Genomic DNA, 22028 nt, shown 5'->3' on the forward strand with positions numbered 1-22028 from the left:
CTGCACGGCTGGCTGTTCGGAGTCTCGCCCTTCGCTTGAACGTCCGCAGCGACGGCGCGCCTTCGAGGATGTCCTGGGGAATCCCACCAGTTGCCGCGGATCGAGCGCCTCGCAGACGCCACAGGGAAACAAAGGTCGGCACATCAGAATTTTGATCCATAGACGGCTCCAGCCAGCAACATTGCGGTAATTCGGCTCGGATCGCGCGTTGCTTTGCCAACCGCGCGCGACGCTGCAAACACGAGCGGTACGGGATACAATTACTGGAGCGAATGCGTCCCCGGGATGGCTCAGATGTCCTCCGTCGCTTCTCTCGCCGAGGTGGGTCCGTTCGAACAATGCGGCGCACCGGCCCGTTTTGAATGCGTTGGCATGGATTCGTCGGGCGCGACGCGAGGGCCGCCGGTTGCTCAGCATCGGGGACGGCGTTCCAGTTGACGGCGTGGTTCCGGCTAAATGGCGGGGTTTCATGATTGCGGGCGGCAGACGGATCAACCTGATCGATTACGAGCTTTGCGTCCTGCAGGCGTTGCGCGAGCGCATCCGAGCCAAGGAGATCTGGGTGGTTGGCGCCGATCGTCACCGCAATCCGGACGATGACTTGCCGAAGGATTTCGATCGTCGCCGGGCCGAATATTACGCCGATCTGGGTCTGTCGATGGATGCCCGCGCCTTCACCGCCGCGCTCAAGGCGGAAATGGAGGAAGAATTGCGTAGCCTCGACGCCGCGTTGCCGGGCTGTCGAAGCGTACGCATCCTCTGGCGCGGGAAGAAATTCGAGAAAGACAGCAAGCCCTTCTACGTTCAGACAGATTTCCTATGGTCGATACCATTTAGGGCGAAGCCTGAAACCGCCGCGCCGCCGGCGCGTTGTCAGTTCTAAACAAAGCCGTGCCCGAATAAGGATAGCTTAGATGGGCGTACTCGAGGCTAAACAGTCTTTAAGCGCACGTTATCTTCCGCTGGGTTTTCGGAGCAAGGTTGTTGCACGTGTTCAAACGATGAGTGTGGATGAGGCGGTGGCCGGAGCGCGCCTCAATGTCCACGCAGTCGGTATAGGGCACAAGTTTGTGAACGGGCAGGCTACGACAGACGATATGGTTGTGCGTGTTCACGTTGTTCAGAAAATCGCGCCGAGCCTGTTGTCCCCCAGGGATCGGATTCCCGAAACAATTGATGGTATCCCCACCGACATTATTGAATCCGCTCCTGCATTTGCATTGGCGCGCAGACCCAAAACGGCAGCGGGACAGGCTGCTTCAGCGTCGGCTGCTCCGACGTGTTCTGACTCACGGAAAGGGAAACAGAGGCCTCTCGTTGCAGGCATAAGCGTGGCCCACCGTGATATCACTGCAGGGACACTCGGTTACTTTTGTCGCTCGCGTCGACAAGGCGATAGTGCACAGCAAGTTTATATTCTTAGCAACAATCACGTCTTAGCCAACGTGAACAAAGGCTATCCGGGCGACGATATTTATCAGCCTGGCCCAGCGGATGGGGGCGATAGCCAGGCCTATGTGGCTGACTTAGTGCGATTTACTCCCATCGACCTGTCAGGCGCGCCGAACAGAGTGGACGGGGCGATCGCGAAGTTTGCGCCCGATATCCAATGGCGGCCCGAGATATGTACAATCGGAAGCATCAATGGAACAGCGGTTACAGCTGTTGGGATGAGCGTTTGCAAGCATGGGCGGACGACGGGCTATACTGAAGGCATCGTTACCGACATCGCCTACGACGCCTTGATTGGGATGGATCACAGTGATGCAAGCATCGTAGGATTGTTCCAGAATCAAATTCGTATTGAATCCGTCTCTGGCGCTCCGGCATTCGGGCTTGGCGGCGACAGTGGCTCATTAGTGGTCGAATTGGGCCAGAAGCGGGGTGTTGGATTGTATTTTGCCGGTCCTCCATCTGGAAATTATGGGGTCGCAAACCAAATAAGTGATGTGCTGTCTGAACTTGAGATCGAGTTAGTCGACGGAGCGGATGTTGCCGCAATCGCTTGAAGATGCCAAATCAAAGCTGAGTGCCAAGTACCTCGGCAAGTGCGGCGTCCATGGTGTTGGAATAGTGCGCGACCAGCAAGCCGTCCGGTTCGAAGTCGATGAGCGGGTGACGGAAGTGGAGCGGGAGTTGCTCGGGAAGCTGCTCGATGAAGCGCGGCAGGAAGCCCACCCTTTCAAGGTGATTGCCAACATCGAACCACGAGCCAACACGTACCAATAGTTTCTTTCGGTGGCATGTCGAATTGGCGTGAGGGCGACCTGAAGGGTAGTCGGCCGAACATTGCTATCGATCCGGCACCACTGAGACCCACGGCGGCCGATCAAAACATACGTGGCAATCCCGCGAGATAGATCCCTAGAACCGTTAGCGCGCCGCCCTTACTCCCAGCCGGCATTGCGACGATCACAGGCCGAGATGGGGTGTTGCTCAATATCACTCCGCTATCTGGGTTCGGGCGGCTGATGCCGAACGTCTGCAACTCGCCCGTTTTCAGTCATTGAGGTTGGCCGAATGGAAAGGTCCGTTACGGCTAGATCCGTTCCGAACGCATTCCTCTCTGCAATCTTATGCGACCTTCAGCGAACAAACAACGAACAGCGCCATAACGGCTTTGCTCATATCCCGCTCATCCGCCGTCCGCGATAGCCTCGTCGCGACAATCCTAGGCTGAGTGACCGTCCAAGCCGGGCCGGGCGCTGTTTGATTGCTAGCCGAAAGATTTTCGCGAATTCTTCAAAAAAATCCTTCCTGCGCTTTTTCCGACTCAGCATAATGCCGGCTTGAGGGGGATACGAGCGACTCGTCGACACCAGATGCACTCATGCTTCGCCCCGTGCCACTAACCTCGGTACGGGAGAGAGACGGCCGTCCGTACACGCGATTTGCCGACGTCGAAGAGGAAATCGCCGAGGTCCTCCAGTCTGACAGGTCGGGCGCCATGCTGCTTGAGGCGCCCTCGAGATGGAAAACCCAGACGCTCGTCTACTTCGCCCGCAACGGCGGCAAGCGGCGCGAGCTGACTGGTCGCCTGGTGCGCGAGGTCATGACCCGCGCCGGCAAGATCGTGGCGTTGAACTGCCGCGGGTTCAGTCCAACCGACGTCGACGAAATCGCCGGCGAGGTCAGGACTCACCTGGTGAAGCTGATACTCACCGAGACACCGACCCGGATGTCGGAATACCTCGAGATCGACTTCAGTGGTTCGGTCGCCAGCCAGACCACCAAGCAGCGTGCAAAGCTCAAAGACAAACCCAAGCCGCGCATGGTCGCCAGCGCCTCAACGACCATGAACGACTTGGACCCTCTCGATAGCCTGGTCGACAAGGCGGCAATCAGCGCTCTGGACGAACTCATCCGGAAGACTAGCCCGCCTATCCGCCACTCTCTGGCGAGTTCGACTCATCCCAAGGCATCGCAGTCGAGGCCATCGAACGCTACGAGAAATGTCCGAGACGCTTCTATTATGAGGATGTGTTGCGGTTGCGATCACGGTCCGACCGGGCGCCTTATCTGCGCTTCCTTTCGGTCATCCGGTCGACGCTCAAATGGATGAACGCGGCGGCGCCGGCGGCACGCACCAGCGAGTTCGACGAGCAATTCGAGTTGAGGTGGGCCGAGCAGGGCCCTGTCGATCATCCGCACAACACAGTTTACCGTTCGACGGCTCGGCAGATGTTGCGCATGGCTCAGCGCGAGTTGATGGGGGAAAACCTTGATCTAAGTCGCGAGGCCCTGGTGGGCACACGGAGGGTTCTGCTCCAGGCTGACAATATTCGGGTGGGCGAAAGCCAGATCGTGGTGCAGCGGCTCAAGGCCGGGCGCCTCGCCAAAAAGGAGACGCAACGAACCCGTGACAAGCTCCTGCTCGCTGCCGTTTCCCGCGATTATCCGACAAAACCGGTCGTCTTCGAGCACGTTTCGCTTCTCACCGGCGACCGCGCTATCGGGGCGACGAAATCTGATTCAAAGATCACTGACGAGGTGACGGCCGTACCGCCAGGATAAGCCGACGCCGATGCGCGATCGTGGCATCCTTGTCGGCGGCCAACCAATCGTCAGGCTTCGCCGCAAGGCTCTCGAGGCAGCGGATGCGCGCCGAGGTCGACAGATTTGTGAGGGTCTTTGCCGACGTGACGTATCATGATCGGTACACATCATTTTGTACGCTGGTCCGAAATCGTGTCAGCTTGAATTTCAGCTTACGACCCCAATCAGGACCCTGACGCTCCGGCCCTGATAGGCAACCCTTGACCCTGAACAGCCTTAGCCTTCAGCAGTGGCGAACGTCGTAGAAGGGGTGGCAAGCAGAGGGTCGTGAGCAAAGCGCTGAATGACCGGGGTGCGGACAAACGAGCCATCGCTTATAGCGATGGCCACCCTTGCTCCCTTGCGCGAGTCGTGCCCCGAGCCTTTCTTTGGCCTGAAGCTTAACTCGCTGGCGAGCACCCGGGGACGATCAAGCCGCCGCCGAACAGTGCAAGGGGCGGCAGACGGTCTCTCGCCAGCAACCGAAAATGCGGCCCAGATGGGCTCACCGGCCGAACCCCAAGCATCTTGATCGCGCGCGTTTTACGCGGAACGCGCGTGGCTTCGGAGACCGGCGTTTCTCCTTCGGTTAGCTCGATGATCGCAACCGGTTCCTCCGAACTCGTTCCGGAATTCCGGGACCGGTCGTCCTCCGCCTCCTATGCTGCCACAGGCGCCGCCAGGAGCTGTTCGACGAACCGGAATGCAGCCGGACGGTTCTCCTCCCAGGTCGCCAGGATCTGGTCTGGCGGCAGGATGAACCCGCCTTCTTCGAAGGTGCGCGGCCTGAGTTCGACCGTGAACGACGGTATGCCGTAGGTCCCGTAGGTCCAATCCGTTGTATCGCCCGCGGTTGGGTAGAGCTCGGAAGACTGCTGCGGGACATAGGTCTTGCCATGCACCCCCTTAATCAGGGTTTGCATCTCCTGGGCCATCCCCACCATCTGCTCCCGATGCTGAACGTCCGGTATGGGCTTCTCCGTGTAGCCCCAGGGGTAGAGTATGAGCTGAGAGTAGCTGTGATAGGTGATCACGCCGGCGAAGCGTTCGCAGCCTATGAGATCGCGGACCGCCTGGGTCTCCGGCTCGGAGAAAGCGCGCGGGCCGACATAGGTCTCGTCGCTCGGCACGTGGCTGGAAGTGGGCACGTCAAGAATGCCCCACATGTAGCCATAGTTGCGGTTCGGGTCCACGCCGAACGAGCCGTCGTCGTTCCTGCGGCGGTTCTTGCGCCAAAGCCGCTCTTGTGCCCGGCTGTGTTCATGGCCGTCCGGGTTGACCAGCGGGGCGACCCAGACTTCTCCGCTCGTAAGCCAACCTGCGATCGGCGCCTCGTCAGCCCGCTCGACGAGTTCCTTGGCGAGCAGGAAGGGCACTTCCACGGCGATCCACTCGCGCGCGTGGTGGCAGCCCATGAAGAGAACCTTGGGAACACCGCCGCGACGGTCCCCGATCCGCAAGGCAAGGATGGGCCGGCCCTCGATACTTCGGCCGATCTCGATCAATTGGGCGATGTCCGGCTTCGCTTCCGCAAGCTGCCGCAGCTCCTCCTCCAGGCTGGCTGCCGAATGATACTGCTCCGCCGCCTCGGCGCTGGCGAAGGTGGACAGGTGCCGCGCCACATCCTCGAGTTGCTCGACGAGGTAGCCCATGCTGGACAGGCGGTCCAGCTGAGCCTCGGTTGCACGAAGGATCAGGTGATCCGGCTTGACCTCCCAAACGTCGATGCCCAGCGGCACTCGAAGAACGTCCCCAAGCGGCTTCTGCAGTCCCGAAGACGTGACCTTGGCGATCAGGTTCATGCGACCATCTCCTTCCTTCGATAAAGCGAGCCTGATCAAGGACCCTCGGATTGCCCGTCGAGGTGATCGGAGCTGGGTGCTCCACTTTCCAGGTCGGCGATCGTGCGGAGGCGCTCGACGCCAGCTATTCGTCGGCGCTCGAGCTCGGCAATCGTCTGCTCTGAGGCAACCGCCACGACGGCGTCAGCTTCCCGTTCCCAGACATCAAGGCTCAGTGGAACCTTCAGGAGATCGTCGACTTTGCGACCCGCAACTGGAGTGAGACGAACCAGCCAGCGGACCGTCGCGCCCTCCGCCATATCAGGTGCTCCTCGGCATATTATGCAGCCTGTCTCGACTTTAGCCTCTCCCGAAGTGAGCTGCAACGCCGCCCCCGAAGCCGGTCAGCCCATGCCATGCTGTGCAGACCTCCACACCGTTCACGACAATAAGCGACAAGGTCGCCGTTCGCACGCATCGCGGCCGTCCGAATGTCCGCTATCGTTTTTCGGACACCAGAAGTTGCCGGTCTGCTTCCGGCCCCGGTCCTGCCGGACGGCAAGGCGCCCACAAGCGGTCGTCAAGTATGCCCCATAGCTCCATCTGCAACCTTGTGAGAACACGCTAGCCGGCGTTCGACCAACCGGCGGCGGCGGGCGGCCTGAAATGTGCAGATCGAGAGACAGTCGCCCATCACGTTTCCCTTCCACTCTGCCATTGTCTGGAACCCAATCGGTTTCAGATGACTTGTTCGTTGATAGCTCTTGAAGGGAGAGGCCATTGTCCGCACCTGAGGAAATGGATGTCGTCCTCGAAAAGCTGCCTTTGAGGATCGGCGCCTATGTACCCGACGACTTGCTCGAAGACTGGTTCGCGCCGGGAACGGGCATGAACCCGGTCAGCAAGGAAGCGCTGGCGGCCGCCAAGACTTACGGATGGCGCTTCGAATGCGAGTTCAAGCATTATCCCGAACGGATGGAGGGCGTGTTCTGGAAGTGGGTGCCGGCGATCTGATCCGCACAATTTCCATCGGCCCCTTGGCGCTTCAGTGATCGACTTGCCGCGAAACGTGATCGCTATCCTGACCGCCTCAGCCTATCGGCGTCGTCACCTTTCCGGTTCCGCCGCATTCGGGGCAGGTGCGGCCGTCGATCATGCCTGTCCCGGCGCAGCGGTGACACATATGCTCGCCGGCGCCAGCAATGCCTGCCGCGTCGACATTGGCTTCCGCAAGTTGCGCAGGTTTGCCGTGCAGCTTGCCTCGCAACCGGGCGGCGGTCTCGTCGACGTCAAGCGGCGTGCTGCCCGGCAGACCTTCGCCGGATTGGCCTATGGTTTCGTTGCGCAGCCGGTCGTTGGTGCCTGTCGTTATCTTGTGAGCCATTGCAGTACTCTTTTGCGAAGGCGCAGCTCTCAGCTCCTGCGGTTCGAACGCCTCAGTTCCGCAGAGGTTCCGGCTGGCAATCGTTCGCCGGCGGGCGCGGACGGAAGCGGCAAACAGCCAAGCGCATCCAGGCTGAAACGGCACGCAATCGGGGGGCGCTCAAGCAGGATTCCCTTCAATGGCGCGGCGCTGCTTTTGCGCCAGCGCTACGACAGCCGCTCCGAGCGCACTTTCACATCGTCGCTCAGCTGCCGCACGATCCCGGCGGTCTTGCGGATATCGGCTTCGTCGAGAGCGACGCCCATGGTCGAGGCGATCGCCAGGAGCTGGGCGTTCAGCTCGCCGTAGCGCGCGGCGCCTGTGCTCGTCAGCTGCACAAGCTTCGAGCGCCGGTGTTTTGGATTATCGATGAATTCGACCAGCCCCTCGGCCGCAAGCTCATCCGCCAGCCGCTGCATGCGCTGGCGGCTGGTGGGTCGCATCTGGGCGATCTGCGGCACGGTGAGCGGGCCAAGCAGCGCCAGGCTTCGCATGAAGCCGAACGCACCGCCGCCCCAACTGGTGATGAGCCCGGTCTTCTGGCCGAGAGCCCGTATCCTGAAGAAGCACTGGGCCACTTCGAGCATCAGCTCGGCGATCGCCTCGGCCTTGCCGTCAACGATAGGGTCCGTGCCCGTCGCTCGGTCAGTCCCGTGTCGTGCCGACGCCATTTTTTTATTTCCCTTTTTCCGTGCCAACTTCTGCGATTGACACCACAGTTGTCAACTTTTAGGATGACAACCTAGTTGTCGTTTCTAGGCGGCTATAGGCTTCGTAGCCCTAGGCATCTGCGGGAGCAGACATGGAAATGGACCAGGCTGGGCAAACCGACAGCGGAACCGCAGGTGTCATCGCGAGACCGCCCCTGCTGTTTCTCGCCGCTTTTCTGATTGGCTTCGTGCTGGATCGCCTGCTGCGCTTGCCGTTCCCCAGGAATGACCTGATCACCTGGATCACCGGCGGCTCGCTGATCCTGATTGGTTTTGCGCTTTTCGCCGCGGGCATTCGCAACTTCATGCGCGCGGAGACGCCCGTGCCGACGAATGAGCCGACGCGCGTGCTGGTGACGACCGGCATCCACGGCTGGACGCGTAATCCGATCTACCTCGGCATGTTCCTCATCTATGGCGGCATCGGCGTCGCCGCGCAGAATATTTGGATCCTTGTCCTGACGCTGCCGCTTGCAATCCTGATCCGCTACGGCGTCGTCGCCCGCGAGGAGGCCTATCTCGAGCGGCGTTTTGGCGATGCCTATCTCGACTACAGGCAACGCGTGCGGCGCTGGCTCTGAGCCTCGCAAGAATGCCGATCGCGTGCTCTGATCCCAAAATCACGCCGAGCTGGTACTATTTTGTCGGCTGACGACGATCCAGAATCAACGCTTAGGGATTTCAAATGAAACTCGGCTTCATCGGCACAGGCGCGCTCACGTCAGCGATTGTCACCGGACTTAAATCCGCCGCGGACAATTCCGTATCGGTGCTCCTGTCGCCCCGTAATGAAGAAATCGCTGCCAGCCTGGCGCTTCGCTACCGCGATGTACGCATTGCACCGGACAATCAGGCCGTCCTCGACGGTTGCGATACGATCATGCTGGCGGTTCGGCCGCAGATTGCCCATGACGTGCTTGCAGGATTGCGGTTTCGTCGGGACCATCACGTCGTCAGCCTGATCGCCACCCTGTCGCGCGAAGAAATAGCCGCGTTGATCGCTCCCGTGGAGCAGGTGACGAAAGCACTTCCCATGCCGATGATCGCTCACAGGCAGGGAGCGACAATCATCTGTCCGCCCGATCGGCGCATGGCGGCATTGTTCGGCAGGCTGGGAAAGGTGATCGAGGTCGAGGGGCCGAGCGAGTTCGACGCGCTGAGCGTCGTCACCGCGACATTCGCCAGCTATTTCAAATATCTCGATACGATCCATGGCTGGCTGAAACAGCATGGCGTCGCGGACGCGCAGGCGCGCGACTATGTCGTCACGCTTTACAAGGCGCTGGCAAACGCACCGGAAACAGCGCCGGATGCCGGCTTCATGGATCTGGCGGAAGACTATGCAACGCGCGGCGGCATCAACGAACAGGTTTTGCGCGAGCTCACGACAGGGAATGTCTTCGATGCCTTCGCAGAGAGCCTGGATGGCGTGCACCGGCGTATCTCGGCAGGAGCAGCGCCGCGCACCGGCCCTCCATCATGACGATGACAGTTGGTCCTGCCGTAATCCTCCACACCAACGCGCCAGCCATGGCGATGAAGCTGTTGCGGGACAAGCATCCGGGGCTGTCGGTCTACCCCTGTGACAGCTACGCCGGTCTGGCCGCCCTGATCGAGGAGACAAAAGCCGAGATCGTTTACTCGGTGCGCTTCGACGGCACAGCGCGCTTCCCGCGCTCCGCTCTCCTGGAAAGCCCGACGGTGAAATGGGTGTCGGTCGGCGGGTCGGGGACGGATCATCTGGGTCCCTGGAACCCCGAAAAGGTGACGGTGACGAACGCCGCCGGTGTCGCGGCCGATATGATGGCCGAATACGCGCTGGGGGCGATGCTGTCCTTCTCGCTGGGTCTTCGAAATTTCGCCAGGCATCAGCGCGCCCGGACATGGATCACTGGGGCGGTCGAGCCGATCCAGGGCAAGACCTTGCTGCTGCTCGGCCTCGGCAGGACCGGGCAGGCATTGGCCCGGCGCGCCAAGGCCTTGGGGCTGACGACGCTCGGCGTGCGCGCGCATCCCAGGCCAACCGCCGATGTCGACGAGGTTCACGGCATCGAGTCCTTGCCGGGGCTTTGGGGCCGGGCCGACTTCATCGCCTGCTGCGTGCCGTTGCTGGAGGCGACGCGCGGGCTGATCGGCACTGCGGCGTTTGCCGCGATGAAGCCGTCGGCGGTGCTCATCGACGTTTCGCGTGGCGGCGTCGTCGATGAGGCAGCGCTGCTGGCGGCGCTCGACGGCGGCCGCATCAAGGGCGCCGCGCTCGATGTGTTTTCGACCGAGCCGCTGCCGGCGGATCATCCACTTTGGCGGTATGAGAACGTGATCGTCACGCCGCATTGCTCGTCGGTCTATGATGGCTGGGAGGAGAAAGCGCTCGATATGTTCGCAGACAATCTCGGCCGCTATCGGCGCGGCGAAAAGCTGCTCGGCGTTGTCGATCCGAGACGCGGTTACTAGTTTCCTCTGCACAGAGGATTTGGTTCTTTGACTGAGCCTGAAGGAGGCTGTGATGGTTGCCGCCGACCGATCGCCTCCTGCCAATCTCGAGGGTTTGCAATTAGCCATAAGCCACCACACCTTTGTCATCCCAGGGCGGAGCAAGGAGCGCAGCGACGCGGCGCAGACCCTGGGATCCATTCCGTTACCTCAGCCGAGGAATGCAACGGCTCAGAACGGTGCTTGCATCCGCAACGGTGCCAGCTACCCTTCCACCATGACCGCCTATATGACCGCGAGTCAGAAGCGCGGCACGATCTACATCGGTGTCACCAACAATCTTGGCCGCCACATGCCGGAGCACAAATCCGGCCAGGGCTCGCGCTTCACCAGCCGCTACGGTGTGCAGCGTCTGGTCTGGTACGAAGAATATTTCGACATTCGCGATGCCATCCAGCGCGAGAAGTCGCTGAAGCGCTGGCCACGCCAGTGGAAGATCGAGCTGATTGAGAAGACCAATCCGCAGTGGTTCGAGCTTTTTCGCGGAACGGGGTGGTAGCGTTCGGTTCTGGTCCGCTGCATTCTTCGGCTGGCGTAACGGCATGGATCCTAGGGTCTGCGCCGCGTCGCTTCGCTCCTTGCTCCGCCCTGGGATGACGAAGTGGAGGGGTGTTTCGGCCAATCCTAGACGTTTGCGATTTGCCACTGAGATTGGCTGAGAGGAATTGTCGATGATCGCTGCCGATCGGCCCACCTGTCAAAATCACTGTGCAGAGGAACTAGCGATGAAGTCTCCCAGCGGCGCCTCGATACAAGAAGCCGATATCGCGATCATCGGCGGCGGCATTGCCGGAGCGAGTGCGGCCTATGAACTGGCGGCAGTCTCGTCGGTCATCCTGCTCGAGCGCGAAAGCCATTGCGGCTACCATTCCACCGGCCGGTCGGCCGCGAGCTTTACCGAGAATTACGGCAACGCCGTCATCCGACGGCTGGCGATCGCCAGCCGGTCTTTTCTCGAAGCGCCGCCCGAGGGCTTTTGCGATCATCCCTTGATGCTTCCGCGCGGCATGCTGACCATCGCGCGCCAGGATCAGCTCGGCCGGCTTGAAGAGGAACTCGAAAGGGCCAGGCAATTCGTGCCGTCGATCCATCGGGTCAGCCGCGAACAGGCGTTGGACCGCGTGCCGGTGCTGCGAGCCGATTATGTCGCCGGTGCGATCGTCGAACCGGGTTGTCGCGAGATCGACGTCAACGAGTTCCATCAGGGTTTCCTGCGCAATGCGCGCAAACGTGGCGGCCGGATCGTCACCAATGCAGCCGTCGACGCGATCGAGCGGCACAAGGGTCGCTGGATCCTGCAGACGAGCCAGGGACTGTTCGCCGCGCCGATCCTCGTCAATGCGGCCGGCGCCTGGGCCGACAGGATCGCTGCTTTGGCCAAAATTGCCCCGATCGGCCTGGTGCCGAAGCGACGCACCGCATTCCATGTCGCGGCACCGGATGGTGTCTCCATTGCCGGATGGCCGCTGGTCAACGATGTCGGCGAGGAATTCTACTTCAAGCCGGACGCCGGCCGGATTTTCGTCTCGCCGGCGGATGCCACCCCGAGCGAGCCGATGGACGCCTTTCCCGATGAATTCGATGTCGCCGTCGGCGTCGATCGCCTGCAGCGGGCGACGACGATCGACGTGCGCCGGATAGAACATCAATGGGCGGGACTGCGCAGCTTTGTGCGCGACGCCTCGCCGGTGGTCGGCTTCGACGCGAAGGCCGAAGGCTTCTTCTGGCTGGCGGGCCAGGGCGGCTATGGCATCAAGACATCGCCGGCGCTGGCCAGGGCATGTCGCGACCTGATCCGCACCGGACGTTTGCCGGATGATCTGTTGCGCCAAGGCATCGAGCCGGGTGATCTTGCGCCTGGCCGGATCGGGGCGACATCCGCGCCGGAGGAAAAAGTAGGAAAAAGCATCGTGAGGAAGGACATGACAATCGAACGCTTCGAGAATGGCCCACGCTTCTGCCGCGTGCTCAGCCACATGGCATTGTCTATCTGGCCGGCATGACGGCCGACGATCTGTCGGGCGACACCACGCAGCAGACGCGCGACGTGCTCGCCAAGATCGACAGCTATCTGGCGAAGGCCGGCAGCGACAAGACCAGGATCCTGAGCGCCACGGTATGGCTGCGCGATATTGCCGACTTCGACAAGATGAACGCCGCCTGGGATGCCTGGATCGACAAAAGCGCCATGCCGGTGCGGGCAACGGTCGAGGCCCGGCTCGCCGGCGACGGCTATCGCGTCGAGATCATGGTGACCGCTGCAGCATGAACTGCAATCTATTGGGGAGACGACGCCATGGCTCGAGACCTGACCATCGCGGTCTGCCAGACCGGCCCGATACAGAAAAGCGCGCAACGGTCCGAAACGGTGGACCGGCTCGTCGCGCTTCTGGAAAGGGCGGCTACCGCCGGCGCGGAAATCGCGGTGTTTCCCGAACTGGCGCTGACAACCTTCTTTCCGCGTTGGCGGATCGACGACCAGGCCGAGATCGAGGCGTTCTTCGAACCCGCCATGCCGGGCCCGCAGACACAGCGCCTTTACGACACCGCGGCGCGCCTCAAGATAGGCTTTGCGCTCGGCTATGCCGAGCTGACGCGCGTCGACGGGGGCCGCTTCAACACGATGGATCTGGTCGGGCAGGACGGCAAGCTTGTCGGGCGCTATCGCAAAATCCATGTGCCGGGATCGAGTGAGCCGGAACCGGGCACGACCGTCCATCTCGAGCGACGTTATTTCGAGCCCGGCAATCTCGGCTTTCCGATCTTCGTCTATCGCGGCGTGCGCGTCGGCATGGCCATCTGCAACGACCGGCGCTGGCCGGAGACCTACCGGATGCTCTGTCTCAACGGCGCTGAAATTGTCCTGATCGGCTACAACACGCCGCTGCTGCTCGATGAGGCGCCGGCGCTGGCGCATCTGCGCATGTTCCACAATCATCTGCCGATGCAGGCCGGCGCCTATCAGAACACGGTCTGGGTCGCGGCAGCGGCCAAGGCCGGCGTCGAGGACGGCCAGGCCCTGATCGGCGGCTCCTGCATCATCGCCCCGACCGGCGAAATCGCGGCGCAGGCGATGTCGCTCGACGATGAGGTGATCGTCCATCGCGCCGATCTCGACCTGATCGCCGTCTGCCGCAAGGTGAATTTCGACTTCGCCAGATATCGCCGGCCCGACCAATACCGGCTGATCGCGGATCAGGTTTGAGGTGACAGCGCTCGCTGGTGTTAGAGCGCTTTGCGTTTTGGTGGAACCAAGACGGCGCCCTAAAGCGCGTCGCGTTCGACCGGCCTCATGCGACGCGCTTTAAGGTTGCTGTTTTATGCATGTCGTTATCGCAAAACCGCTGCACACTTTTGCGCGACATGCATTAACTCTTTGTTTTAACGCATTTTGTCGGACGCCAAACGAAGACGTTTGGCTGCAAAATGCTCTAGGAAACAGCAACGAGATGACCGTTGCCAAGATCCTTCAGGGCCAGTTTCGGCGGGTCCTCGCCGATTTTTCGAGTCGGGCTCGGAATCTCCTGATCGAGACGCGCGAAACGCGGCCGGCGCTTTGCCGGATCGGGCACCGGCACGGCCTCGATCAAGCGCTTCGTGTAGGGATGGCGCGGGTTCGAAAAGACTTGGTCGCGGGTGCCCATTTCGACGATCTGGCCGAGATACATGACGGCGACACGATCGGAAATGTTCTCGACCACCGCCATGTCGTGCGAGATGAACAGATAGGCGATGCCGAATTCGCGCTGCAGTTCCTTCAGCAGGTCGAGCACGCGGGCCTGCACCGACACGTCGAGCGCCGAAACGCTCTCGTCGGCGATGATGAGTTTGGGTCTGAGCGCCAGAGCGCGCGCGATGCAGATGCGCTGGCGCTGGCCGCCTGAGAATTCGTGTGGATAGAGCTCCATCTGGTCGGCCGATAGGCCGACGCGCTCGAACAGCGCCGCCACAAGCTGGCTGCGCTCTTCCTTCGAGGCGATGCCATGGATCAACAGCGGCTCGGCAACGAGGTCGCCGACGCGCATGCGCGGGTCAAGCGAGGCATAGGGATCCTGGAAAATCATCTGCACGTCGCGGCGAACCGCCTTGCGCTGGTCACGGCCAAGGCCCGCCAGATTGCGCCCGCCGATCACGATATCGCCGTGGTAGGGCACAAGCCCGGCCAGCGCCTTGGCGGTGGTCGACTTGCCGCAGCCGGATTCGCCGACCAGCGCCAGCGTCTCGTGCGGCGCGATCGAAAAGCTGATGCCTTCGACGGCGTGGACACGGCGGTTCACTTGGCCGAAGAAGCCACCGCGCAGGTCGAAATGGACATGCAGATCGTTGACCACCGCCACGCTTGCGGGCATTTCCGCTTCGACGGATTTTTGCTCGGCGGATTTTTGGCGGCCGACGCCGGTACCAATGCGCGGCACGGCGGCGAGCAGTTCACGCGTATAGTCGGCTTGCGGGCGGGCAAAGATATCGGCGGCTGTTCCCTCCTCGACCATGCGGCCGTGCCGCATGATGACGACGCGATCGGCCATTTCGGCGACCACGCCCATGTCGTGGGTGATGAGGATGACGCTGGTGCCATGCTCGCGCTGCAGATCGCGCAGTAGTTCCAGCACCTCGCCTTGCACGGTGACATCGAGCGCCGTCGTCGGCTCGTCGGCGATCAGCACATCCGGTTTCAGCGCCAGCGCCATGGCGATCATCACGCGCTGGCGCATGCCGCCGGACAGTTCGTGCGGAAACTGTTTTAGCCGGCTTTCGGCCTCCGGGATGCGGACAGCCTTCAGCGCCTCGATGGCGCGCCGGCGCGCCTCGGCGCGGGACAGGTCGGTATGGGCCTCGATGGACTCGACCAGCTGCCGGCCGATCGACAGCACCGGATTGAGCGATGTCATCGGCTCCTGGAAGATCATCGCGATGCGGTCGCCGCGAATGTGGCGCATCTGGCGCTCATCGAGCAAAGCCAGATCGATGTCGCCCCGATCCATATCGCGAAGCCGGATCGCGCCGGATTCTATCCGGGCGGCGGGCTGCGGAAGCAACTGCATGATCGCCAGCGCGGTCATCGATTTGCCGGAGCCGGATTCACCGGCAATGCAAAGCGTCTCGCCGCGCGCAAGCGAGAACGATAGGTCTGATACCACCGGCCGCTCGCCGTCTTCGCCACGTACGCTTACGGTCAAGCCGGAGATCTCCAGCACCGGTCCGGCCGTGACCGAAACGGCCGGGGCAAAAGCCCCGGTCCGCTTGCTGGTTGCGCCTTTGCTCATTCGAAGACGCAGCGCGGGAAGTAGAACGACACCACCCAGTTCGGCATGTCGACGATCTCGCTGATCCGGAGATCGCCGCAGACCGATACCAGCATGTAGGCCTCGACCGGGTCCATTGCGTAGCGGCCGGCAAGCAGGTCGATCATCTGGGAGACCGCTTCCCTGGCGCCCGTCATCAGGTCCGGTCCGATGCCGGTCGTCACCTCGTAGCCCTTGGCGTCGAGATGGCGCGTCACCGGGCCAGGCGTGGTGAAGCGCGGTGTCTTCAGCCTGATATCCTTGACCAGGTCGAGCTTGAGCACGACATCCATCGGGCTTTCGATCGCCGTGCCGCACACTTCGCCGTCGCCCTGCGCGGCATGCGTGTCGCCGACCGAAAACAGCGCACCGGCCACCTCCACCGGCAGATAGAGCGTGGTGCCGGCCGCGAGATCGCGGATGTCGAGATTGCCGCCGACGCGCCTTGGCGGCACCACCGAGTGAAGGCCCATTTCAGCCAGCGCGTTGCCGATGGTGCCGGCAAAGGGTTTCAGCGGCACGCGGGCTTGCCTGCCGAACAGCGCCGGCTCGAGCGAGACGGCGTCGTATGTCCAGATGTTCAGCGCCGGTTCCGGGAAGTCGTCGGCGAGCAGGCCGAACCCCGGAATGTTCCCCGTCCAGCCGAAGCCGGACGGCTTGAACATCTCGATCGTCACCTTCAGCGCATCGCCCGGCTCAGCACCGTCGACGAAGATCGGCCCGGTCACCGGGTTGATCCTGTCAAAGTCGAGCTTGGCGACATCGGCAACGGTGCTGTCGGCCTGAAGCTGGCCACCGGACGAATCGAGGCACTGGAACTCGATCGTCGAACCGGGCGCCACCCGCTCAGTCGGGACAAAGGAATTGTCCCAGCCGAAATGGTGATGGCGCCCATGGATGGTGTAGTCGCAGTTATTGCACATCGGTCACATACACATTGTCATAGTTGATCGGGATATGGACGGGGTCGACATAGAGATTGTCGGCGCCGCCCATCCGGGCCGATTTCATGGTGAAGCGCTTCTCGTTGAAGACCGGCGCCCAGGGTGCGTCTTCCATGATCTTGCCGTAGATCGCGCTCCACATCTTGGCACGTTCGCCTGATTTGGCCGGATCGACGATCGAGTCGGCCTCCGCCGCCTTGGCGTCGAGATCCTTGTTGCAGTACCAAGACCAGTTCCAGCCGCCCGGGACTGCGCCGGCGCAGCCGAGGATCGGCCCGTAGAAGTTCGACGGATCGGGGAAATCGGCGATCCAGGCCATGCCGCCGGACCAGATCATCGGCGCGCCGGCCTTGTCGCCGCCGGCGGCGATGACATTGGCCTGCGCGAGCGACTGGACGCTGGCCTTGATGCCGATGGCCGCCAAATCCTGCTGAATCGCCTGGGCGATGCGCGGATTGGGATCGGTGTTCATCGCGAACAGCTGGGTGTCGAAACCGTCGGGATGACCGGCCTCGGCAAGCAAAGCCTTGGCCTTGGCCACGTCATAGGGATAGCCCTTGAATTCCTTGTCGTAGCCGGGCATCGACGGCGGCAGCGGCTGGTTGGCCGGCACCGCACGGTTGTTGATCAGCTGGACGATACGGTCCTTGTTGATCGCCATGTTGACCGCTTGCCGCACCTTCACATTGTCGAAGGGCGCCATGGTGGTGTTCATGGTGATGTAGCCGGTGTGCAATTGGCCGCCCTCGACGACACGGGCCTTCTGCTCGGGATCGGACATCACCTCCTGGAACTTGGCCGGCGGAATGCCGTCGCCGGGAATGTCGATCTCGCCCTTCTGCAGCCGCAGCAGGGCGACGATCGGCTCCTGGCCGATCTCGAAGCTGATCCTGTCGAGATAGGGCAGGCCCTTATGCCAGTAATCCGGGTTGCGCTCGAAGACGACGCGCTGACCGAGCGTCCATTCGGCGAACTTGAAAGCCCCGGTGCCGACCGGATGCTTGCCGAAGTCCGCGCCGTATTTCTCGACCTCCTCCTTCGGCACGACATGCGAGAAGTTGATGGCCATGACATGCAGGAAGGTGGCATCGGGCCGGGTCAGTTCGAACTTGATCGTGTAGGGGTCGACGACGGTGACGCCCGCCAGGCTTTCCGCCTTGCCTGCAGCGACATCCTCATGGCCCTTGATCGAGCCGAAGAAGCCGGCGCCCGGGCTCTGCGTCTTCGGATTGGTGACGCGATCAAGCGAATATTTCACGTCGTCAGCAGTCATCTCGCGGCCATTGTGGAACTTCACCCCTTGGCGCAGCTTGAAGGTGAAGGTCTTGCCGTCGGGCGCGATCTCGTAGCTCTCGGCGAGGTCGGGCCGCAGGTTGGTGGTGCCCGGCTCGTAGTCCATCAGCCCGTCGAACAGGCTCTTGATCATCGACCAGTTCTGCCAGTCATAGCCGATGGCCGGATCGAGCGTGGCGACGTCGTCCTTGTAGGTGATAGTGATCGCGCCGCCCTGCTTGGCGTTCGGATCGATGGCGTCTTCGGCGCGGGCGCTTGTCATGCCGAGCATCAGCGCGAGCGCCGATGCCGCAACGGTGGAGGTCAAGATTTTCTTCATCTCATGTTCCCTTTCTCTGGTTTTATCGTGTCTTTTTTTGGTTTTCATCTGAGCTTGATGCGCGGATCGATGAACGGTGCGACGGTGTCGGCCAGGAGATTGCCGAGCACGATGGCGAAGGCCGAAACCAGGGTGACGCCCATGATGATCGGAATGTCGACGCGCTGGATGGCCTGCCAGGCAAGCTGGCCGATGCCGGGCCAGCCGAACACGCTTTCGACCACCACGATGCCGCCCATGAAGATGCCGATGTCGATGCCGATCATGGCGATGACCGGCAGGATGGCGTTGGGAAGTGCGTGGCGGAAGATGATGGTGCCGCGCGCAAGGCCCTTGGCTCGGGCGGTCCGCATATAGTCCTGGCGCAGCACGTCGATCATCGACGAGCGCATCATGCGGGCGTACCAGCCGGCGCCGAGGATGCCCATGGTCAGCGAGGGCAGCACCAGATGGCGCCAGGTGCCGTAGCCGCCGATCGGAAACCAGCCGAGCCGCACGGCGAATACATAAAGGAGCAGCAGGCCGACGACGAATTGCGGCGCCGAGACGCCGACAAAGGACGCGACCATCAGCGTCTGGTCGGTGGCGGTGCCGCGCCTGACGGCGGCAAGCAGGCCCATCGTCAGGCCGATCACCAGCTCGCAAAGGATGGCGCCGACCATCAAAAGCAGGCTTGCCGGCAGCCGCGAGACGATGAGCTCAGTGACCTCGGAACGCTGGATGTAGGAGCGTCCGAGATCGCCGCTGAGCAGGCTGGTCAGATAGTGCCAGTACTGGATGATGAAGGGCTGATCGAGGCCGAGCTGCCGGCGGATGTTCTCGACCGTCTCGGGCGTGGCGCTGCGGCCGGCGATCTGGCGGACAGGGTCGGCGGGCAGCAGGTAGAGCAGCGCAAAGGTGATCAGCGAGACGCCCAGCAGGATGAGCAGCGATTGAATGACGCGGCGGCCGAGATAGGCGATCATGCCTGGCCCCTTTGCGTCGGATCGAGGATGTCGCGCAGCGCATCGCCGATGAGGTTGAAGGCCAGCGCCAGCGCCAGGATCGCCGCGCCCGGAAAGAAGACCAGCCAGGGCGCTGCCTGGAAATAGGTCTGGTTCTCGAAAATGATGTTGCCCCAGGATGCGGTTGGCGGCTGCACGCCGATGCCGAGATAGCTGAGCGTTGCTTCGAGCAGCACCGTGGTCGAGATGCCGAGCGTGCCCCAGACGATGATCGTCGGCAGCAGATGCGGCAGGATATGGCGAAACAGGATGCGTGGCGCGCTGGCACCGATCGTACGCTCGGCGTCGATGAACTCGCGCTCGGCGAGCGAGCTGGTCTCGGTGTAGACGACCCGCGCGGTCTGCACCCAGTTCACCAGTGCGATCACCATGGCAACGATCCACAGGCTCGGCTGGAGCACCGCCGCCAGGCAGATGGCGAGCAGCAGCGCCGGGAAGGCCATCATCAGATCGGTGAAGCGCATCAGCGCGCCGCCGATCCAGCCGCGGAAATAGCCCGCGGTGACGCCGACCAGCGTGCCGATCAAAAGCGCCACGCCGTTGGCGACAATGCCGATGATCAGCGAGGTGCGTGCGCCGAAAAGGATGCGGGTCAGCAGATCGCGGCCGAGCAGGTCCGTGCCCAGCCAGAAGCTGGCATTCGGCGGCAAAGGCGCGCCTTCAAGCGTCAGCCCGTCGAACATCTGCTCGTTCGGATCGTAGCCCGTCAGCCACGGCGCCAGGATGGCGCCAGCCAAGACGACGGCAACGATCCCCAGGCCGATCAATGCCAGAGGACGCTTGACCAGGCGCCGCCAGACGCCGGCGCGTGGCTTGATTGGCATGCGCCCGGTTGCCGGAAGGTCAGGCGCGATGGGACTGGTCATCGCCGCCTTCTTCCGTCATCGCCACGATCCTGCGCGCGGCCTCCTCGACACTGATCTGCCAGCTCATCGCCAGCGACCGCAACTGCGCATAGGCGCGGCCGTCCTCGGCGCCTTTCGACAAGGCCTCGACCGCGCGCACGATGGTCTGGCGCTCCGCGACGCGCAGCCGAAGCGACGATATCTCGCTTGCCAAAAGCTTGCGCGCCTCGAAACTCTGCCGTGCGATCAAAAGGGCGCTGTAGACGCCGGCATTGCCGACCGGCTTCAGCAACTGGGCGTCGGCCTTGTGCGACAGCGCCCACTCGATGCGGCCTGGCGCTTCGGAGCCGATCAGCGCGACCAGCGGCATCGGCGCCTCGCCCGGCGCCCATGGGAATTGTTCGTCGAAGCCGAGGTCGGCATCGAAGAAGACGAAATCCGCTGCCAGCGCCTCGGCCGGCAGTTCCGGCCAGCAGCCGACCGTCTCGAGGCCGATGGCCGACAATTGCCGCGTGATCGCCTGCACCGTCGGATGCGGACGATGCAGGACAAAGGCCCTGGCGCCGCCGAGGTTCGGGATGCGCGGGACCTTGCTCACGAGACCACCCTCAGGCGTGGGCGGCCGAACGTCTCGGTCCGGTCATAGCGGGACAGATAGGGATCGGGCGCCACTCCCTTGGTCAGCGTGACGGTCTTGAATGCGGTCCCCTCGATGCGCCCGATCTGCACCGGCAAGGTGGCGTGCTGGGTTTGCGGATCGATGGATATGTCGCCGAGCGGGGTTCGAAACGAGGTTCCGGCAAAGGCCTGGGGAAGGTCCGGCCATTGTGCGCCGGGATTGCGGGCGAGGATCTCGGCAAGCGTCCGCACCGAGGCATAGGCCGCCGCCTCGAAGGACGAGGCAGGCATGATGGAGGGCGCCGAATCGCCCTGGCGATCCGCTACCGAGATATCGTGAAAGTACGGCCCGACGGAAAGGTGGCCATTGCCCGCCTCGTTGAGCGCCGGCAACTCGCATTCGGTCAGATTGCAGGACAGGATCGGGCAGCGCTCCGGCCTGAAATGCGGGTCGCGTTCGGCAAGTTCGGCATAGGCCGCGATGAAGGCATAGGACGAGGAGCCGATCAGGTTGTTCAGGATGAACTCCGGCCGGGTGGCCTGGATCTCGGCGATCAGCCTGGAGACATCGACCTCGCCGAGCGGCAGATAGCGCTCGCCCAAAACCTTGCCGCCGGCGTCGGCGATCAGGTCGCGGGCGACACGGTTGGTCTCCCAGCCCCAGATGTAGTTCGAGCCGAGCAGGAAGCCGTCGGCGCCGAAGCGCGGCACGACATGGGCCAGCAGCGGGACGAGATGCTGGTTTGGGCAAGCGTGCATGTAGACGACATGCTCGTTCGCTTCGAAGCCCTCATAGGGGCAGGCGTACCAGAGCGTGCCACCGGCGCGCTCGAGGATCGGAATGACCTCCTTGCGGCTCCATGACGTGATGCAGCCAATGATGTGGCGCGCACCGCTGTTGCCGAGAATGTCGGCGCAGCCCGTCGCGTAGCCATCGATGTTGCCTTGCGGGTCGCGCTCCACCGGAACGAATTCGATCGGGATGGCGGGATCGGCATTGATGTCGGCGATGGCCGTCATCGCACCCGAACGGCAGGATTCGGACAGCAGGCGGTAGTTGCCCGACCGCGAGTAAAGAATGCCGATTTCGATACGCCGTCCCAAAGCAAATCCCCAAATAACAATGCCCCGCAGCCGCCGCCGCGGAAGGCGAGGCATACGAGGCATTTTTGCCGCCCGGCGGTCGGAGCCGGTATTTTCCCCATTAGCGTATTCGGTACGGCGGGTCAGTCAAGCGGGAAAAGTGAGAGCGGCCAAAGCGACCGCGTTGCGTCTGGTTGC

At 62.5% G+C, this 22028-nt stretch carries 24 protein-coding genes; 13 read left to right on the forward strand and 11 right to left on the reverse strand.

Annotation, left to right across the window (positions count from 1 at the left end; translation table 11 throughout):
• Positions 1 to 469: 469 nt before the first annotated feature.
• The 5 genes from AC0L3I_RS29960 to AC0L3I_RS29980 all read left to right on the forward strand — a co-directional run bounded on the left by AC0L3I_RS29960 (position 470) and on the right by AC0L3I_RS29980 (position 4014).
• Complete coding sequence (locus AC0L3I_RS29960) at positions 470 to 883, forward strand: hypothetical protein (protein ID WP_123146086.1); 414 nt, start codon at positions 470 to 472, stop codon at positions 881 to 883.
• 31 nt (positions 884 to 914) lie between these two features.
• The gene (locus AC0L3I_RS29965; protein ID WP_473529295.1) at positions 915 to 2009 is read left to right on the forward strand and encodes a chymotrypsin family serine protease; all 1095 of its coding nucleotides are present in this window, start codon (positions 915 to 917) and stop codon (positions 2007 to 2009) included.
• Positions 1993 to 2229 carry a hypothetical protein gene (locus AC0L3I_RS29970; RefSeq protein WP_473529296.1) on the forward strand — a complete coding sequence of 79 codons (237 nt, stop codon included), beginning with the start codon at positions 1993 to 1995 and terminating at the stop codon, positions 2227 to 2229. Before AC0L3I_RS29965 ends, AC0L3I_RS29970 begins: the two co-directional genes overlap by 17 nt.
• A 601-nt stretch (positions 2230 to 2830) precedes the next feature.
• Entirely contained in the window at positions 2831 to 3562 is a 732-nt protein-coding gene (locus AC0L3I_RS29975) for a hypothetical protein (RefSeq protein WP_473529297.1), read from the forward strand.
• A complete protein-coding gene (locus AC0L3I_RS29980) occupies positions 3559 to 4014 on the forward strand; it encodes a hypothetical protein (protein WP_473529298.1) in 456 nt (151 codons plus the stop codon). The genes AC0L3I_RS29975 and AC0L3I_RS29980 overlap by 4 nt, the downstream gene beginning before the upstream one ends.
• A gap of 680 nt (positions 4015 to 4694) precedes the next feature.
• Here AC0L3I_RS29980 and AC0L3I_RS29985 read toward each other — a convergent pair.
• Complete coding sequence (locus tag AC0L3I_RS29985; RefSeq protein WP_473529299.1) at positions 4695 to 5837, reverse strand: M14 family metallopeptidase; 1143 nt, start codon at positions 5835 to 5837, stop codon at positions 4695 to 4697.
• A gap of 35 nt (positions 5838 to 5872) precedes the next feature.
• Positions 5873 to 6136 (reverse strand): hypothetical protein, encoded by a 264-nt coding sequence (locus AC0L3I_RS29990; RefSeq protein WP_128169785.1) that lies wholly within the window; start codon positions 6134 to 6136, stop codon positions 5873 to 5875.
• Positions 6137 to 6596: 460 nt separating this feature from the next.
• Here AC0L3I_RS29990 and AC0L3I_RS29995 point away from each other — a divergent pair, with 460 nt between their 5' ends.
• On the forward strand, positions 6597 to 6830 hold the full coding sequence (locus tag AC0L3I_RS29995; RefSeq protein ID WP_065009975.1) for a hypothetical protein: 234 nt from the start codon (positions 6597 to 6599) through the stop codon (positions 6828 to 6830).
• 76 nt (positions 6831 to 6906) lie between these two features.
• Here AC0L3I_RS29995 and AC0L3I_RS30000 read toward each other — a convergent pair whose 3' ends face one another.
• Positions 6907 to 7200 carry a hypothetical protein gene (locus AC0L3I_RS30000; RefSeq protein ID WP_473529300.1) on the reverse strand — a complete coding sequence of 98 codons (294 nt, stop codon included), beginning with the start codon at positions 7198 to 7200 and terminating at the stop codon, positions 6907 to 6909.
• 206 nt (positions 7201 to 7406) lie between these two features.
• Positions 7407 to 7910, reverse strand: coding sequence for a MarR family winged helix-turn-helix transcriptional regulator (locus AC0L3I_RS30005; protein WP_473529301.1), 504 nt, complete (start codon positions 7908 to 7910; stop codon positions 7407 to 7409).
• Between the two features lie 131 nt (positions 7911 to 8041).
• Between AC0L3I_RS30005 and AC0L3I_RS30010 the strand changes: the two genes are divergently transcribed.
• The 7 genes from AC0L3I_RS30010 to AC0L3I_RS30040 all read left to right on the forward strand — a co-directional run bounded on the left by AC0L3I_RS30010 (position 8042) and on the right by AC0L3I_RS30040 (position 13647).
• Positions 8042 to 8530, forward strand: a complete 489-nt coding sequence (locus AC0L3I_RS30010) for a methyltransferase family protein (protein WP_473529302.1) — start codon at positions 8042 to 8044, stop codon at positions 8528 to 8530.
• 104 nt (positions 8531 to 8634) lie between these two features.
• Positions 8635 to 9432, forward strand: coding sequence for a pyrroline-5-carboxylate reductase (locus AC0L3I_RS30015; protein WP_473529303.1), 798 nt, complete (start codon positions 8635 to 8637; stop codon positions 9430 to 9432).
• Positions 9429 to 10403 (forward strand): D-2-hydroxyacid dehydrogenase, encoded by a 975-nt coding sequence (locus AC0L3I_RS30020; RefSeq protein ID WP_473529304.1) that lies wholly within the window; start codon positions 9429 to 9431, stop codon positions 10401 to 10403. The genes AC0L3I_RS30015 and AC0L3I_RS30020 overlap by 4 nt, the downstream gene beginning before the upstream one ends.
• Before the next feature lie 256 nt (positions 10404 to 10659).
• Entirely contained in the window at positions 10660 to 10941 is a 282-nt protein-coding gene (locus AC0L3I_RS30025) for a GIY-YIG nuclease family protein (RefSeq protein WP_473529340.1), read from the forward strand.
• A gap of 226 nt (positions 10942 to 11167) precedes the next feature.
• Positions 11168 to 12445 (forward strand): NAD(P)/FAD-dependent oxidoreductase, encoded by a 1278-nt coding sequence (locus AC0L3I_RS30030; RefSeq protein ID WP_473529305.1) that lies wholly within the window; start codon positions 11168 to 11170, stop codon positions 12443 to 12445.
• A complete protein-coding gene (locus AC0L3I_RS30035) occupies positions 12442 to 12711 on the forward strand; it encodes a RidA family protein (RefSeq protein ID WP_473529306.1) in 270 nt (89 codons plus the stop codon). The genes AC0L3I_RS30030 and AC0L3I_RS30035 overlap by 4 nt, the downstream gene beginning before the upstream one ends.
• 27 nt (positions 12712 to 12738) lie before the next feature.
• Complete coding sequence (locus tag AC0L3I_RS30040; protein WP_473529307.1) at positions 12739 to 13647, forward strand: nitrilase-related carbon-nitrogen hydrolase; 909 nt, start codon at positions 12739 to 12741, stop codon at positions 13645 to 13647.
• A 226-nt stretch (positions 13648 to 13873) separates the two neighbouring features.
• Here AC0L3I_RS30040 and AC0L3I_RS30045 read toward each other — a convergent pair whose 3' ends face one another.
• From AC0L3I_RS30045 to AC0L3I_RS30075, 7 genes are read right to left on the reverse strand one after another with little or no spacing between them, the layout of a single operon-like run.
• Positions 13874 to 15706: an ABC transporter ATP-binding protein gene (locus AC0L3I_RS30045; protein ID WP_473529308.1), complete on the reverse strand. Its 1833-nt coding sequence runs from the start codon at positions 15704 to 15706 to the stop codon at positions 13874 to 13876.
• Positions 15703 to 16647 (reverse strand): acetamidase/formamidase family protein, encoded by a 945-nt coding sequence (locus AC0L3I_RS30050; protein WP_473529309.1) that lies wholly within the window; start codon positions 16645 to 16647, stop codon positions 15703 to 15705. Before AC0L3I_RS30050 ends, AC0L3I_RS30045 begins: the two co-directional genes overlap by 4 nt.
• The gene (locus tag AC0L3I_RS30055; RefSeq protein ID WP_473529310.1) at positions 16637 to 18280 is read right to left on the reverse strand and encodes an ABC transporter substrate-binding protein; all 1644 of its coding nucleotides are present in this window, start codon (positions 18278 to 18280) and stop codon (positions 16637 to 16639) included. The genes AC0L3I_RS30050 and AC0L3I_RS30055 overlap by 11 nt, the downstream gene beginning before the upstream one ends.
• 44 nt (positions 18281 to 18324) lie before the next feature.
• Positions 18325 to 19245 carry an ABC transporter permease gene (locus tag AC0L3I_RS30060; protein ID WP_473529311.1) on the reverse strand — a complete coding sequence of 307 codons (921 nt, stop codon included), beginning with the start codon at positions 19243 to 19245 and terminating at the stop codon, positions 18325 to 18327.
• Positions 19242 to 20150, reverse strand: a complete 909-nt coding sequence (locus AC0L3I_RS30065; protein ID WP_473485640.1) for an ABC transporter permease — start codon at positions 20148 to 20150, stop codon at positions 19242 to 19244. Before AC0L3I_RS30065 ends, AC0L3I_RS30060 begins: the two co-directional genes overlap by 4 nt.
• On the reverse strand, positions 20128 to 20727 hold the full coding sequence (locus AC0L3I_RS30070) for an ANTAR domain-containing response regulator (protein ID WP_065009964.1): 600 nt from the start codon (positions 20725 to 20727) through the stop codon (positions 20128 to 20130). Before AC0L3I_RS30070 ends, AC0L3I_RS30065 begins: the two co-directional genes overlap by 23 nt.
• Positions 20724 to 21851 carry a transporter substrate-binding protein gene (locus AC0L3I_RS30075; protein WP_473529312.1) on the reverse strand — a complete coding sequence of 376 codons (1128 nt, stop codon included), beginning with the start codon at positions 21849 to 21851 and terminating at the stop codon, positions 20724 to 20726. Before AC0L3I_RS30075 ends, AC0L3I_RS30070 begins: the two co-directional genes overlap by 4 nt.
• Between the last annotated feature and the right edge of the window lie 177 nt (positions 21852 to 22028).

Source organism: Mesorhizobium sp. WSM4840 (assembly GCF_055811755.1).